This is a genomic window from Methylobacillus arboreus (genome assembly GCF_020532725.1).
Classification (GTDB): domain Bacteria; phylum Pseudomonadota; class Gammaproteobacteria; order Burkholderiales; family Methylophilaceae; genus Methylobacillus; species Methylobacillus arboreus.
In genome coordinates, this window is sequence record NZ_JAJAVC010000012.1 from 1 (window position 1) to 14,928 (window position 14,928).

At 51.7% G+C, this 14,928-nt stretch carries 13 protein-coding genes and 1 pseudogene; 13 read left to right on the forward strand and 1 reads right to left on the reverse strand.

Annotation, left to right across the window (positions count from 1 at the left end; genetic code table 11):
• Both LG198_RS14060 and LG198_RS14065 read left to right on the forward strand, forming a co-directional pair.
• Positions 1-1,884, forward strand: a pseudogene (locus tag LG198_RS14060) (hypothetical protein); the annotation flags it as partial.
• An 812-nt stretch (positions 1,885-2,696) separates the two neighbouring features.
• Positions 2,697-4,058 (forward strand): hypothetical protein, encoded by a 1,362-nt coding sequence (locus tag LG198_RS14065; RefSeq protein ID WP_230343830.1) that lies wholly within the window; start codon positions 2,697-2,699, stop codon positions 4,056-4,058.
• A gap of 279 nt (positions 4,059-4,337) precedes the next feature.
• On the opposite strand, the gene LG198_RS14440 is transcribed toward LG198_RS14065, so the two are convergent.
• On the reverse strand, positions 4,338-4,850 hold the full coding sequence (locus LG198_RS14440) for an IS3 family transposase (protein WP_407659205.1): 513 nt from the start codon (positions 4,848-4,850) through the stop codon (positions 4,338-4,340).
• A 375-nt stretch (positions 4,851-5,225) separates the two neighbouring features.
• Between LG198_RS14440 and fliQ the strand changes: the two genes are divergently transcribed.
• The 11 genes from fliQ to LG198_RS14125 are packed head-to-tail and all read left to right on the forward strand — an operon-like array spanning position 5,226 to position 14,906.
• A complete protein-coding gene (gene fliQ, locus LG198_RS14075; RefSeq protein ID WP_230343831.1) occupies positions 5,226-5,492 on the forward strand; it encodes a flagellar biosynthesis protein FliQ in 267 nt (88 codons plus the stop codon).
• A 39-nt stretch (positions 5,493-5,531) separates the two neighbouring features.
• Positions 5,532-6,254: a flagellar biosynthetic protein FliR gene (locus tag LG198_RS14080; RefSeq protein WP_230343864.1), complete on the forward strand. Its 723-nt coding sequence runs from the start codon at positions 5,532-5,534 to the stop codon at positions 6,252-6,254.
• A 2-nt stretch (positions 6,255-6,256) separates the two neighbouring features.
• The gene (flhB, locus tag LG198_RS14085) at positions 6,257-7,342 is read left to right on the forward strand and encodes a flagellar biosynthesis protein FlhB (protein ID WP_230343832.1); all 1,086 of its coding nucleotides are present in this window, start codon (positions 6,257-6,259) and stop codon (positions 7,340-7,342) included.
• Positions 7,342-9,375 (forward strand): flagellar biosynthesis protein FlhA, encoded by a 2,034-nt coding sequence (flhA, locus tag LG198_RS14090; RefSeq protein WP_230343833.1) that lies wholly within the window; start codon positions 7,342-7,344, stop codon positions 9,373-9,375. Before flhB ends, flhA begins: the two co-directional genes overlap by 1 nt.
• Positions 9,372-10,556, forward strand: a complete 1,185-nt coding sequence (locus LG198_RS14095; RefSeq protein WP_230343834.1) for a flagellar hook-length control protein FliK — start codon at positions 9,372-9,374, stop codon at positions 10,554-10,556. The genes flhA and LG198_RS14095 overlap by 4 nt, the downstream gene beginning before the upstream one ends.
• 2 nt (positions 10,557-10,558) lie before the next feature.
• The gene (locus tag LG198_RS14100) at positions 10,559-10,837 is read left to right on the forward strand and encodes an EscU/YscU/HrcU family type III secretion system export apparatus switch protein (RefSeq protein WP_230343835.1); all 279 of its coding nucleotides are present in this window, start codon (positions 10,559-10,561) and stop codon (positions 10,835-10,837) included.
• Positions 10,830-11,558: a flagellar hook-basal body protein gene (locus LG198_RS14105; RefSeq protein ID WP_230343836.1), complete on the forward strand. Its 729-nt coding sequence runs from the start codon at positions 10,830-10,832 to the stop codon at positions 11,556-11,558. Before LG198_RS14100 ends, LG198_RS14105 begins: the two co-directional genes overlap by 8 nt.
• Before the next feature lie 15 nt (positions 11,559-11,573).
• On the forward strand, positions 11,574-12,353 hold the full coding sequence (flgG, locus tag LG198_RS14110; protein WP_230343837.1) for a flagellar basal-body rod protein FlgG: 780 nt from the start codon (positions 11,574-11,576) through the stop codon (positions 12,351-12,353).
• Positions 12,353-13,204 carry a flagella basal body P-ring formation protein FlgA gene (locus LG198_RS14115; protein ID WP_230343838.1) on the forward strand — a complete coding sequence of 284 codons (852 nt, stop codon included), beginning with the start codon at positions 12,353-12,355 and terminating at the stop codon, positions 13,202-13,204. The genes flgG and LG198_RS14115 overlap by 1 nt, the downstream gene beginning before the upstream one ends.
• Complete coding sequence (locus tag LG198_RS14120) at positions 13,204-13,773, forward strand: flagellar basal body L-ring protein FlgH (protein WP_230343839.1); 570 nt, start codon at positions 13,204-13,206, stop codon at positions 13,771-13,773. Before LG198_RS14115 ends, LG198_RS14120 begins: the two co-directional genes overlap by 1 nt.
• Complete coding sequence (locus LG198_RS14125; protein WP_230343840.1) at positions 13,773-14,906, forward strand: flagellar basal body P-ring protein FlgI; 1,134 nt, start codon at positions 13,773-13,775, stop codon at positions 14,904-14,906. Before LG198_RS14120 ends, LG198_RS14125 begins: the two co-directional genes overlap by 1 nt.
• The last annotated feature ends 22 nt before the right edge of the window (positions 14,907-14,928 follow it).

The following is a 14,928-nucleotide window of genomic DNA, read 5'->3' on the forward strand; positions in this document are numbered from 1 at the left end:
GATGCGGCGATGTGGTTCCTGATTGCCGATGCCAATGGGCTCACCGACCAGGCCCTCACTGAAGGCCAGACCCTCACCATCCCGAACAAGGTGACCAACGTCCATAACAACAGTGCGACGTTCAGGCCATACAGTGCAGGGGAGGCGATTGGAGATACCAGTCCCACCTTGCCGACGGCACCAGTGCCCTACACGAAGAAGGGTAAGGGGAAGTGCGGGGGGATGGGGGGGATTATTGTCATGGTGGTGACGATTGCAGTCACCGTCATCTCTGGTGGAACAATGGCCCCCATGCTGGCAGCAGCAGTCGGTAATCTTGCTGGTCAGGCAGTCGGGATGGCAATAGGCGTACAGAGTGGATTTGACTTCAGGAGCTTCGCCACTTCGGTCGCCACGGCCGGCATTGCGGAGTGGGCCGGGATTGGCACGCATGCCGGCACGGCAGCCAAGTCCATAGACTATGGCCGCATCGCTGCCGATGCCATCAGCTATAACGCGATTGGTCAGGCTGTGGGCAATCTTACCGGTGCCCAGAAAGGCTTTAGCTGGGCCAGCGTGGCCGCGGCGGGTGTGGGAGCTGCGGCTGGAGCCTATGCTGGGAACAAGGTCGGCAATGCCTTGGCGGACAAGAACAACACCCTCAGCAGAACGGCAGGCACCCTCACCGCGGCAAGTCAGGGTGCCACTGCCAGCATTGCTTCACAATTGACCAGCGTTGCCCTGCAAGGCGGCAGGTTCAGTTGGTCCGGTGTGGCGGTCAATGCCATCGGGGCCGGGGCTGGGTATCTGGCCAGTGGACAGGTGCTGCCTAAGGATGGGGGGAATGTAGCTCCTGTTGCACAGGCCCAAAGCCAGCAGCCTGAAAGTTACTGGTCCATGACGGCAAATAACCGGGGAACGACAGATACCCCAGTTCATGAAGAACGGACACCTCTGCCTGAAATAGAGGTCAAGGCTTCAAGGCTGCCTGACATACGAGAGGAAGTCATTGCAAACGCCAATCGCATGCTATACAACCCGATCCCGAATACAGCAGAAGGCACCGTAGGCCGTACTGTTGCAGGTAATGTATCGATACCTTATCAGGGAGGCAAAGCCTTCACAGAAGATGTACAAGCCAGACAATCCTCAACAGCGTTCTGGACCAATACCCAACGGGTGCAAGGCTCGGGATTGCTGATTGATCCTGCGACCGGGGAGGAATCCTTTGCTTACAGCTCGGCACAAAGATTGCAATTGCAACAGTCAAGACTGAATAAATTAAATACTAAATATCCACTAATGGCACAAAACAACTCCTCTCAAGGAGTTAATTGGTATGAGCTTGGAAAATCAACTCTTGGCGTAGTTGGTAATAGTGCGACAATTACCACAGGGCTTGCCGTAGATGCAGTCGGGTTGCTTGCATTAGCTATGCCAGAACCCTCAACTCTCTCCAAGTGGGGGGGAATAGCAGCCTTGAGTGCTGGAACGAGCTTAGTTATAAAGGGAGAAACAGGTTTAGTATTGAATGCTAAAAACTTTATGAACGCATTGAATGGAGTTCCAACTGGTCAATCTTATCTACCGGGAAGTGGGTTGGAGTTTGCAACGCAGAAACTTGGAGGAACTCCATCTCAGATACGACTTGCACAGGCCGCAGATATGACAATTGATTTATTTACCAATCCAGCTTTAGGAGGAATGAGATTTACCACCAACTCTGCAGCCATTGCTTTGCCAGCATTATTAAAAGCCCCTGTGATATCTACTATAGGAATACAAGCAAAAAATATAACTCCTCAAATTTATGAAACAACTAAATCTGTAGAGAGTTATGCAGCATTCATTAATGCTGGATTTATTAACTATGAGCTTGGAAATAATGATTTTAAATGGTGGTAATTTTATGGGAAATGTCAATATAAAATGAGATTTTTTTCTTATATAACAATTGTATTGTTAGGAGTAATCTCTATAGTTAGTACGTTATTCATCCCTATTCTTGGGCTAATATTAAACATACAAATATTATTTTATTTTATTGATTATAATAAGAAAATTTATAAAAAATTTTTTGTTGATATTTCTGTAATTTTAAGAAAGGAAAATGGAGACAAGTTTCACAAAACTTTATTTTACATTCTTATTTTATCCTCTACTTTCACAATTTTTATATTTATTTATAGAGCACTGTTTCAGTGACTTGAGTGATGGCAAGCCAGAGCTAGGGTTTTGTAATAAAAAATTTACCTGCCTCAGCACCCAAGTTATGCAATTTAATTTGTTCTCTGGTGGTGACGCAATAACAATTGTGTGTCCTCAGCAGTTAGGTGGTAGTTATAGTATTCTGCCATGAGGTGAGATGTAATTTGGGTAAAAGACATTGATTCTTTGTTATGACTTTATTGGGTACGTTGTTCTTCGTGCACCTAATAGATTTCCTGTTGAAGACTACTTGCCTACTGAGGAACAAATGAATCTCAATCAAAGGGGTCAGACTCGATTGATCCTGTGGATGAATCATGATTATTCCGATAACCTATCTCTCCTGCTGAGACACTCATATCAGGGCCCACACTGTTAATTCTGATTGATCAATCGAGTCTGACCCCTTTGATTTAACAGCTGGTATTACCCGAGGGGTAGGGATTGGTGGTAATTCAGGGACAGTAAGTACCACCATCAGCTATGGCAAGATCGCGGCTGATGCCGTGATGAACAACGTGGTGGGCCAGGCTGTTGGTAATCTCACTGGCGCTCAGAAAGGCTTTAGCTGGGCCAGTGTGGCAGCAGCGGGTGTGGGAGCTGCGGCTGGAGCCTATGCTGGGAACAAGGTAGGCACAAGCCTGGCTAAAGATGGGAACCTCACTGAAGCGGGACGCCTGACGACGACCGCAGGCACCATCACTGCTGCAGCCCAAGGGGCCACTGCCAGCATTGCTTCACAATTGACCAGCGTTGCCCTGCAAGGCGGCAGGTTCAGTTGGTCCGGTGTGGCGGTCAATGCCATCGGGGCCGGGGCTGGGTATCTGGCCAGTGGGGTGGTGTTGCCTAAGGATGGAGGGAATATAGCCCCTGCTGCACAAGCCCAGTCCCAGAACACACTTGATCCTTATAGGCAGGCTGGTCAATCAGTGTTTACCGGAGAACGGATTAATGTCGCTGATGGTTCTAGCGGAGTAACACGCAAAGACGGTGGCGGGCTTGAAATAGAAAAGTATGCCGTTGCTGGCAGAGGTACTCCGGAAGACCCATTCATACTCTCTTCTGAGATTGAGGTGAAAGCCTCCAAACTACCTATATTACGAGAAGAAGTGATTGAAAATGCCAATCGCATGCTGTATCAAGATTCGTTGAGAGTATTGACACAGAACGGACGCATTGATAGCAATAAAGTAACGCCTGTTGTTAGTACAAATGCAATCAACACCCGACATGAATTGAGAAATGCATCGCGCAGCATTGTGCCATATGATCAAGCTTATCGGAATAACCAAACGAGAAATAATGCGTTCCATTACCAGGCTGCAACAAATGTGAGCCAAGAATTGCCTGGCCTTGGAATTGGTACTCTGGCATTGAAAGCAGGAGCTTTCATCAGCCGAACAATGCCCGTACTCAATGATTGGAGGGCTATCACAGCCATTAATGGAGGCCTTGAGATTACTGGTCAAGCGATTAATACAGATGGTTTTACCAATGGTAGCTATCGACCTGATCAGACATTGCTTACAGTGGCATCGTCATTGGCATTAGCAAAAACATTAACCTATATGCCGATAAATAGTAGTCTGACATCTCAGTATGCTGCGAATGCAATGGGTGGAGGAGTTGTTGGGTTGAGTAATACATATTATGGAAACGTTACGTCTACCAATGGAGATAGTAAAGATATTACTCAAGTATTTGTGTATTCAAGTCTATTTGGTACGCTAGGGAAAGCAATAGGGCAACGTCTAAATAGTTCTTTGGACAGGATTTATACACCCTACTACGCAGGCACAATCAGTACGCGATATGAGAATGGCGTATCAGGTATTACCAACTTTCTTCCATTAGAAAATCAAGAGAAATAAATTTATGATAAATTGTAGCAAAAAAAATACATGGTCAAAATGTAAAATATGTATTTTTATTAGTGTGATAGTTTATTTTTTTTTCGGAGTATTTCTTTATTACCTTCCAGAGATATTTAGAGTGATAAAAGGGGAAGGTGTTGAATTTAACCTTAAATTTGACAAGATAATAATACCTATATTTTTCTATTTTTCCGGCATCATATGGGCATTATATTTAGAAATAAAAAGTTTTAATGAAAAACAAAAAATCAAAAAATTAAAGGGGACAGACTGATCTTACCCAAGTTCAGTGGACACCCGAATAAGGGGTTGATTGATGACTTCAAAGTCCAGCGGGTTGGCATAGTGTAACGACGAATGCCGCCGCTGGCGGTTGTAAAACACTTCCATATATTCAAACAGGCTGGCGCGAGCCTGCTCGCGGGTTTGGTAATCACAGTGCATCACCAGTTTCGTCTTCAAAGTATGGAAGAAACTTTCCATCGGCGCATTATCCCAGCAATTCCCCTTGCGACTCATGCTTTGGCGAATGCCATGGCAGTTCAGCATGGCCCGGTATTGCGCCATGGCATAGAGCGACCCTGATCTGAATGCAGGATGCCTGGCGCCGTGCCACAACGCGCCAATGCCATGCTCAATGCGTGCTGTCAATGCCGCCTGACGTTGACCTCGGGGACTGACGGGGCGTCCGCAAGCAGCGTAGTAACCACTGGTCGAAATGCGCAAGGCATGGCACAGTCGGCGTACCGGGTACTCCGTTCGATGGGCCGTCATGAATTGATGCTTCATTTGGATTCCCGCGCAAAGAAGATGGCCGCTTTTTTTAACAGGTCATTCTCATACCTTCAACCAGGCCACACTACAGAGCATTGCCCGGACCGTCTGGGGTCGTTTCTGATCGCTGATGCCAATGGACTGGCCTCGGAGGCTTTGGTCGAAGGCATGGTAATGACCATCTCGAACTAAAGTGATCAACGTCCGTTTTATGGGGGAATGTTGGTTGTAAAAAATTGTTAAAGAAATGGGTTGTATTTTTAGCATTTTTCTTCTACGATAAGTCATAGATAAGAATAATTATCAAATTAATAAATATTATTTGACAATTTTATTAAATAATAAAAAGACATAATAGTTAAGTTTAAACGTTATATCGGGGAGTTCTGCGTGACTGGGGATGTGGCACTGCAATTGGTCTCACATATGCTGTGGACCGGGTTGATGTTGATTGCGCCTTTGCTGTTGATCGTGATGATCGTGGGCATCGTAGTCAGCGTATTCCAGGTAGTGACCCAGATCCAGGAAATGTCACTTTCCTTTATTCCCAAAATCATTACGGTAGTGTTGGTGCTCCAGATATTCGGCCCCTGGATGCTCAAGCTGCTGGTCAATTATTCCTCTTCCGTCATTACCGATATTCCAGGTTATTTCTAGATGACCGGCGCGGTGTTTTTTACCTGGATTTTCGGCGTGATGCTTGTGTCTGCAAGGCTGAGCGTTCTATTCATTGCTGCGCCGGTGTTCGGGAGCGTGCCGGTCCCTGCCAGGGCCAAGATCATTTTGATCGTCGGATTGGCTGCGGGGCTGGCATCAACAGTCAATGTACCTTCAATGTCCGGTTTCAGCCCCGAGTGGCTGATATCGGCAATGCTTTCGGAATTGCTGGTAGGGGCTGCCATGGCCGCTGCCTTGTTTGCCGGCTTTGGCGCGTTTCATTTTGGCGGCCGCTTGCTGGATTTCCAGTCCGGATACGGCATTGCAAGCCTGGTTGACCTTGCCACGCGCAATAATGCGCCCTTGATTGGCAGTCTGCTCACGATGCTGGCGGTATTGATGTTCTTTCTGGTGGACGGCCACTTGGCCATGCTCAAGGTATTGCAGTTGTCTTTCACGGCATTCCCTATTGGTGCTGGCATTACCAGCCTGGATATAGGGTTGCTGATTGCCTATTTCGGATCGTGCTTCGTATTTGGCTTTGCCATTGTGGCGCCTGTGGTGTTGTGCCTGTTCCTGGTGGATATGGGGATGGCGTTCATGTCCCGTACGATGCCACAAATGAATGTATTTGTAATGTCCCTGGGATTGAAGGTCCTAGTCGGATGGGTGGTGCTTGCCATTGCAGTGCCATTTTCCGCTGGGTTGGTGCGGTCGGTGTTTGAATCGATCTTCAATGTCTGGAATAAGGTGTTGGGTTAGGCATGGCTGAGCAAGATCAGGACCGGAACGAAGCCGCCACGCCTTTCAAGCTGGAAGAGGCGCGCAAGAAAGGCTCTGTGCCCAAAAGCCTGGATGTCAATTCGTGGGTGATTCTGGGTGCCGGGTTATTGGCCTTGTATATCTGGGGCGGAAAAATGCTGGATGCGGAGATGAGCCTGGCAAGCCAGATACTCTCTCATTCGCACCATGCTTCGTTTGAACTCAATGAATTGATCGAGTATGTCACCAGCAATGTGCAACAGGCCTTGCTGATATTGGCGCCGTTGTTCCTGTTGGTGATATGTTTCGGCGCCTTGGCCAACTTCCTGCAGATTGGGCCTGTCTTCTCGTTCTTCCCATTAAAGCCCGATTGGAATCGAATCAATCCGGTTGCCGGTTTCAAGCGGATGTTCTCGATGCGATTGTTGATCGAGTCCTTCAAGACGGTGCTCAAGTTCCTGTTGCTGGGAAGCGTGCTTTACTTGGTGCTGGGGTCCTCCATTTCCCATTTGCTGATGGCGTTCCATGTATCGCCAGTGGCGACAGGGCGCTTTCTCATTCCTGAAATGACCAAGATGTTGTTTTACATGTTCCTGGTGTTGACCTTTGTCGCATTGATCGACTTGGTGTTCAGCCGCTGGGATTTTGCAAAACGCATGCGGATGAGCCGGCGCGATATCAAGGATGAGCATAAGCGCCGCGAAGGCGACCCCCGTCTCAAGTCGAGGTTGCGCGAACTGCAGCGTGAAGCGGTGAAGCGGGCAAAAAGCCTGAGCCGGGTAAAGGATGCGGATGTGTTGATCACCAATCCCACTCATCTCGCGATTGCGATTCAATATAACCGCGATGTTATCGATGCGCCATTGGTGATTGCCAAAGGAGCCGGTTTCCTGGCAGGCAGGATGAAGGCCTTGGCGCGCAAGCACAAGGTGCCCATGGTGGAAAATCGTCCCTTGGCCAGAGCCTTGTTCCATAAGGTGCAGCTGGAGCAGGCGGTGCCGGCAGAATATTTTGGCATTGTCGCCAAAATCCTGTTCTGGTCATATTCGATCCGTGGCGTGCGGTTGCCAGCACGGAGGCCTGCCTGATGAACGCCTTGCGCCGGGTTTTCGGCAATCATTCGGATGTGTTGATGATCGCAGGAGTGCTGGGAATCCTGGTGGTGCTGTTCACGCCCATTTCCTCAAGGTTGCTCGATTTCCTGCTGCTGGCAAACCTGAGTTTCGCCTTGCTGATCTTGCTGCTGACATTCTATGTCACCAAACCGGTGGATTTCTCGACTTTTCCTCCCATGCTGTTGATCGCAACCTTGTTCCGGCTATCCCTGAATATTGCCGCCACAAGGCTGATCTTGAGCAATGGCGATGCGGGCAAGGTGATCGGGGCAATCGGCTCGTTTGTGGTGCAGAACAACTATGTGATCGGCTTAGTCGTGTTCCTGATTTTGGTCGTGGTGCAGTATGTGGTGGTAACCAATGGCGCCCAGCGGGTTGCTGAGGTGGCAGCCCGTTTTACCTTGGACAGCATGCCAGGCCAGCAGATGAGCATCGATGCCGACCTGAACATGGGGTTCATCGACCAGGCTGAAGCGCAGCGCCGCCGCAAGAACATTGAGAAGGAAGCCAATTTTTACGGCGCCATGGATGGCGCCAGCAAGTTCGTGAAGGGGGATGCGATTGCCGGCATCATCATCATGCTCATTAATATCCTGGGCGGGCTTGCCGTCGGCGTGATGCAGATGGGGATGAGCTGGGGCGAGGCGGCGCAAACCTTTACCTTGCTTACGATTGGCGACGGTATTGTGACCCAGGTGCCTGCATTGGTGATCGCGGTGGGTACCGGGATCATCGTGACTAGGTCTGGCACGGATAACCGCTTGAGCAGCGAAGTTGCAGCCCAGATTTCCGCTTACCCCAAGGTATTGCTGCTTGTGATGGCGGCCTTGTTCGGCATCGGCTTGTTGCCGGGCATGCCTATCCTGCCTTTGCTGGTCATTGTGAGTGCATTTGGCGTGGTTGCCTATTTCGTGCAAAAAAGTCATTCGCAGAAAGACCAGAAGGCCGATACAGCTGAAGACAATGAAGAGGAAACCCTGGAGGAGCTGCTCACCGTCGACGCTGTCGAGGTGAAAGTGGGGCAGGGCTTGATCGACCTGGTCAATGCAGATGATGCTGGATTGGTCGATAGGATTGCCGCGTTTCGCAAGCAATATGCCCTGGAAGCCGGTTTTATCATGCCCAAGCTCAAAATTCGCGATGATAAAAAGCTGAACCCGCTTGTCTACCAGGTGGCGATTTTCGGGGTGAATGCCGGTGAGGCGGAGTTGGTGCCCGACCGTGTGTTGGCAATACATCCGTCGGGTAATATCAAGCAACTGGACGGCGTGGAAACCAAGGACCCGACCTATGGCCTGCCTGCTGTCTGGATATCACAAGAACAAAAATCCGGCGCGCGCAGCAAGGGTTTCACGATAGTCGATCCGCTGACGGTGTTTGTCACACACCTGACAGAACTGCTCAGGCGCAATGCTGCGAATTTGCTGACGCGTTCTGAAACCGGCTTGCTGGTCGAGCGGGTTCGGGAGCAGAACGCTGGCCTGGTGGAAGAGTTGGTTCCTGCCGTCCTGTCCCAAGTCGAAATCCAGAAGGTGTTGCAGAACTTGCTGAAAGAGAAGGTTTCCATCCGTAATCTCGAGGCGATTTTTGAGGTGTTGGCAGATGCAGGGCGGCAGACCAAGCAGGCAGAAGTCTTGACCGAAATCGTGCGAAACCGGCTTGGCCCCGCGATTTGCCAGTCCTTGGCAGGGAATCGCCCGGAATTGTCGGTATTGACCCTGGACCCGCTCATCGAGCAAAAGATTGCGGATGCGATCCATCGGACGGATGAAGCCACACGACTGGTGCTGGACCCCAGGTTCACCGAGCAGGTGATGGGCAAGCTCGCGTCGCAGGTGGAAGACATGCTGAAAAACAACTTTTCACCCGTCCTGTTGTGTGCGCCTGAACTCAGGCGGCACCTGCGCAGCATCACCGAGCGTGTGCTTCCCCATCTTGCCGTCGTTTCGATGGGTGAGGTGCCTACCACCATACGCCTGCATTCTTTCGGGGTGGTCAAGCTGTGAAGACATTGCCCCTTAGTCCTGTCGGCATAGGCAATCGCGAGTTCAATACTGCGACGCAGACGATTCATGCTGCTGAAAAGGAACAATGGCTGCAGTCCCTCACCAACGGGCAGATCATCAAGGGGCGCATCCTCCGGCAGTATTCCGAAGGGCGTTACGGCGTCAGTTTTGCCGGGCAGGAACGGGTTGTGGATTCTGCCATTCCTTTGTCGGTGGGCGATGTGCTGCAAGGCAAGGTGCTGGGGGTATCGGAAAACTCCGTGTCCATCCGATTGTTGTCAGGCCGTGCCGAGCAGCAGCCTGATGCGAGGGAGCAGGGCGAGGTGGGACAGCAAGCCCATGATGTATTGGATCAGGCCAAGGCAAGTCTGAGCGCTGTGCAAAGACAGGCAGTCCTGGAAGTCGCAGCTAGGTTTGCCGATCCTGACAATGCAATCCAGGCCGGGATTTTTCTGGCCAAGCTTGGCTTGCCGGTATCCCGGCAAGCGGTCGAGATGGTGCTCAAGAAGCTGCAAGCTGATTTACCTTTGGCATCTGTTGGGTCATTGGATGAGTTGCCCGAGTTGGCGTTTGTTGCCCCGAACGCTAAGCTGCCTGAACAAGCGGTTCCGGATTCTGAGGTGATCGATACGCTACAGAATTTCTTCATTCAACATTGGCAGCAGCAGGCATCGTTGCGCGGCATAGGCCGTGACGATGACAAGTTTGGATTATTCGCCGAGACGAGTGGCGAAGGGGCTGACCAAAGGGAACAACCCACTTTATTCAGCATTTTCAATACGCAGACGGGTGCCAATGTCCTTCACCGGCTACATGCCCTGCCGGTAATGATTGATGGACAGTTGCGCGAGTTCGACCTGGCATTGTTCGACCAACAGGATTCCTCCTCTCATGAAGAGGTAAGCAGCCGCCGGATTCAATTCAACCTGCAGACGGAGTTTGGACTGGTCGCCCTGGATGCACGCATTGTCAACCAGCATGTGAGTTTGCAGATAGCGGCACAGTCGTCGCAGATGGTCGAGATGCTGGATGATCATGTGGACACGTTGAAAGACAACCTGAAGGAGGCGGGCTGGAGCCTGGATCATGTGGAAAACCAGTTTGATGCCGTGATGCAGCAGCCTGCCAGGCAGATAGTTGAGCATGTGTTGGCGCAGGATAGCCTCCGTATGGTGATATAGCAGTGCCCAAGAAAGCGGTTGGTATTGCATATGGGCCGGGCAAGGGCTTGCCAAGGGTGATCCTTAAGGCTGCGGGCGAGCAGGCTGAACAAGTGATTTCGGAGTTTGAGCGGCAGAAGCCTGCTCACCGGGTGGTGGAGAACGAGAGTTTGGCGAGCGGATTGTTCCGCCTGCCGATGGATGGGGAAATATCGGCAGATCTGTATCAATTGGTGGCATTGCTGTTGGTGCATGTGTATTCGATAGAAGCGAAATTGAAGAATGGAATGAAACATGATTGATCCTGTGAGTTTGACGGCCTTGAGCATGCAGCATGATCTGCAGCGCATGAGCGTGGTCGCCAACAATGCTGCCAATGCGCTGACCACCGGGTTTAAGCGCGAGTACCTCGTGGTCTCGGGGCAAATGGATGCAAGCCTGGCGCCAGTGACTGCCTCCGACCCGACAGTCACCCTGGCGCCATTGCTGAGATCAATGACGGACCAGCATGCCGGCGTTGCGAAGCAGACGGGTGGCGCACTGGATATTGCCCTGCTGGGAGAGGGGTATTTTGAAATTCAGACGGCGAACGGGCTAGCGTATAGCAGGCAAGGGAATTTCAGGCTGGATGAGTTCGGCAGGCTGATGACGCAGAGAGGGGATGCCGTCATGGGGACTTCGGGAGAGATTGTGCTGATGTCGCCCAATCCAACGATAGACCGCACCGGCAAGATTTTTGAGGATGGCAAGCAGGTGGCGCAGTTGAAAATTGTGAGTTTCGATGCGGGCCAACCGTTGACCAATATCGGTGGCGGTTTGGCGATCAGCGAGACGAACGCGATTCCGCACCTTGTTTCACAGCCGCGTCTTGCCCAGGGGCAGCTGGAAAGCTCGAATGTGGATTCGACCATGGAAATGGTCCGCATGATGGAAACCTTCAGGCATTTTGAAAGCAGCCAACGCGTGCTCCAGGCATACGATGAAATGAACGACAAGACATTGCGCAATCTTGGACAATTTTAATTCTCGGGGAATGAAATGATTGACTCTTTATATATAGGCGCGACAGGGATGCAGGCACAGCAACTCCATGTTGATGCCATTGCCAATAACCTGGCCAACGTCAATACGACTGGCTTCAAGAAAAACCGGATTTCCTTCGAGGATGCGTTTTACCAGGCCGCAGGCTCTGTATGGGGTACGACGAATCAAGCGCCCGATGCGGTGATTCTTGGTATGGGCACCTTGGTGAGCGCCAATGCCAAGTCCTTTACCCAAGGCGACCCGAAAGCCACGGAAAACCCTCTGGATGTCGCGATCCGCGGCAATGGGTTTTTCGAGGTGGTGTTGTCCGATGGCTCTTCTGCCTACACGCGCAGCGGGTCTTTCAAGGTGAATGCGGATGGGTTGCTGGGCACGGCCCAGGGCTATGAGCTCAAGCAGCAAATACAGGTACCTACTGACATGACGGACATCGTGATCGACACGCAAGGCAAGGTGTCGGTCAAGACGTCGACCAGCAGCGACTGGAGCGAGGTGGGGCAGTTGGAGCTGGCAGCGTTTGCCAATCCTGAAGCATTGCAGCCGTTGGGCGAAGGGCTGTACCTGGCATCAGACAAGGCAGGGCTGCCTTTGGTAGGCCGTCCGGGAGAGGATGGGCTGGGCAGTTTGGCGCAAGGGTATCTGGAGTCTTCCAACGTCAAGCTGGCCGAGGAAATGGTCAATCTTGTGCTGGCGCAACGTGCGTATGAGTTGAATGCCAAGATTATCCAGGCTTCTGATGAAATGCTGTCGATCAGCAACAACCTGCGACGCTGATGCTGCGATTCGTTTCCATCATCCTGATATCGTTGGTAGCGTCTCCGCTGATGGCGGGCGACGAGGTCTATATTGAATTGCGACGTCAGGCCACGGTCGACCGACCTGACGTGGCGGTTCAGGAGATCGCCAATGTGATAGCAGATGATCCGGGCAAGCGCGACATTGAAGGTCTGCGCCTGAAGCTGGAAACCCTGGCGGCTTCGCAGCGCCTTGCCCGTGAAGATATCGAATCTGCATTGGTCAAGCGGTTTGCCTGGTTGCGCGGCAAGATTGCATGGGGAGGGGCGACGCATGTCGAGATTTTCGCCAGAAAGCGCAAAGTCTCCCTGGAGAATGGAATAGCCCAGGCAAGGCAGTGGCTGCAAGACGAGGTTAGCTCGAATTATGAATATCCGGTTGAGTATCGGCTGACGTCCAAAAACCTGGACATCGATATGCCTGCAGGAAAGGTGAGCCAATTGCCGGCGACTCAAGAGTTCAAAATGACCGGCAACAGGATGGAGCTGCCGCTGGATATCTATGTGGATGAGCAGTGGGTTGCAAGGCGTCAGTTGCAGTTTGCTTTGCATCCGTTGCGCTCCGTGAACAAGACGGAATCAATTCAAGGCCAATCCAGCCCGGTAGCGCTGGATAAGCACGAGACAGCGGAGCTATTGCATCAAGCTGGCGTGAGCAAGCACCAGGTCGTCAAAGTGCTCATGCACCAAGGCAGCATCAATATCGAAACGGAAGGGCAGGCGGAGCGGGATGCCAAGGTGGGTGAAACATTAATGGTCAAGCGCTTGGATGGCCCTGAATTATTTTTGGCGCAGGTGGTGGAGCCTGGCACCGTGATGGTGAAAGAGTGATGAAGACAGCAATGATCATGGCCCTGTTGCTCGGGATGATGTCCCAGGCTGCTGCCGAAAGCTTGTATAAACCGGAAACCTATCGCGCCTTGACTTCGGACAGAAGGGCGTACCGGGTGGGGGATATCCTCACGGTGCTTGTCGTTGAGAACTCCAGCGCTTCTGCAACTTCGGGAACGAGCACGGACAAGGGAAATGACACTGGCATCCGTTTTCTGTCCCCGAACAGCCAGAAGAATTACTCTTTGGGAATAAACGAGAGTTTTGACGGGGGAGGGCGAATTGCGCGGACGGGCAGGTTGCTGGCGCAAATTTCTGTGGCCGTGACTGCGATCGACAATACCGGCGACTTGAAAATCAGGGGCGAGCAGCTCATTGAAATCAATGGCGAGAAGCAGTCGATCAACCTTGAAGGCCGCGTCAGGCCGCGCGATATCGATGAGCAGAATACCGTCCTTTCCAACCGCATTGCCGAAGCTAAGCTGACTTATGTTGGCGATGGGGTGCTTGCGGAAAGCCAGCACAAGGGTTGGCTTTCGAGGTTGATTTCTTTATTGGGGTTGCTGTAATGGCGTTGCTTGGTTTCAAGAAATTTGCTGTCGGCATATTGCTGCTATCAGTGTCTGTCCATGTCGGTGCTGCCGCGCCGGACACGATCCGGTTGAAAGAACTGGGAAAGTTTGAAGGGTGGCGCGAGAACCACTTGGTTGGCTTCGGGATTGTGACCGGTTTGGCTGGCACTGGCGATTCTCCCCGTAGCCGGGCAACCCGGCAGTCGCTTGCCAACTTCATGTCAAACTTTGATGTCATGTTGACTTCGGACCAGATCAATAGCCGAAATGTCGCCATTGTGAGCCTGATGGCCCAGCTTCCACCGATTACCCACCAAGGAGACAAGGTGGATGTCATCGTGACGTCATTGGGCGATGCAAGGAGCCTGGTGGGTGGAACGCTGTTGCTGGCACCGTTGAAGGGCCCGGATGGCAAGGTCTATGCGCTTGCCCAAGGGGCCATCTCCGTGGGCGGCTATCGGTATGATCAAAACGGCAACATCGCGCAGAAGAACCATGCCACAGGCGGGGTGATCCCTGGTGGCGCCCAGGCGGAACAGGATATTTTTTCTTCGCCATTGCGTGATGACGGCACGATGGATTTCGTGCTGGAAAGCCCGGATTACACCACGATAGAACGAGTCGCCAAGGCAATCAACCTGACATTCAAGCAAACGCTGGCTTCGGTGCGGGATTCCAGCGCCGTCAGGGTAGCCATTCCCCCAGGCCAGCTGGCCAATCCATCCGCCTTCATGTCCGCGCTTGAAACGATTGAGGTGAGACCGGACCAGCGCGCCAGGGTGGTCATCAATGAGCGTACCGGCACCATCATCGCGGGTGGGGACGTCAAGATATCCAAGGTGACTGTGGCCCATGGCGATTTGAAGGTATCGGTGCTGACCAATTATTTCGTCTCCCAGCCGCAGATCATCGGACGTGCAGGGCCGAACATCCGGACACAGGTTGTTCCCAATACGCAGATCAATGTGAACGAAGAGCAGGGCGGCATGGTGGAGCTGCCGGATGCAAGCAGCGTTGGGGACCTGGTGGTGGCGTTGAACAAAATCAAGGTCAGCACGCGGGACATCATTGCCATCTTGCAGGGAATCAAGACGGCTGGCGCGTTGCATGCAGACTTGATATTGCAATGATTTATCGAAGTTTTTTAGTACA

Excerpts from the sequence above, each read along its gene's own strand:
- LG198_RS14065 (WP_230343830.1), top strand. The coding sequence starts at position 2,697 with ATGAACAACGTGGTGGGCCAGGCTGTTGGTAATCTCACTGGCGCTCAG.
- LG198_RS14440 (WP_407659205.1), bottom strand. The coding sequence starts at position 4,850 with ATGAAGCATCAATTCATGACGGCCCATCGAACGGAGTACCCGGTACGC.
- LG198_RS14080 (WP_230343864.1), top strand. The coding sequence starts at position 5,532 with ATGCTTGTGTCTGCAAGGCTGAGCGTTCTATTCATTGCTGCGCCGGTG.
- flhB (WP_230343832.1), top strand. The coding sequence starts at position 6,257 with ATGGCTGAGCAAGATCAGGACCGGAACGAAGCCGCCACGCCTTTCAAG.
- flhA (WP_230343833.1), top strand. The coding sequence starts at position 7,342 with ATGAACGCCTTGCGCCGGGTTTTCGGCAATCATTCGGATGTGTTGATG.
- LG198_RS14105 (WP_230343836.1), top strand. The coding sequence starts at position 10,830 with ATGATTGATCCTGTGAGTTTGACGGCCTTGAGCATGCAGCATGATCTG.
- flgG (WP_230343837.1), top strand. The coding sequence starts at position 11,574 with ATGATTGACTCTTTATATATAGGCGCGACAGGGATGCAGGCACAGCAA.
- LG198_RS14115 (WP_230343838.1), top strand. The coding sequence starts at position 12,353 with ATGCTGCGATTCGTTTCCATCATCCTGATATCGTTGGTAGCGTCTCCG.
- LG198_RS14120 (WP_230343839.1), top strand. The coding sequence starts at position 13,204 with ATGAAGACAGCAATGATCATGGCCCTGTTGCTCGGGATGATGTCCCAG.
- LG198_RS14125 (WP_230343840.1), top strand. The coding sequence starts at position 13,773 with ATGGCGTTGCTTGGTTTCAAGAAATTTGCTGTCGGCATATTGCTGCTA.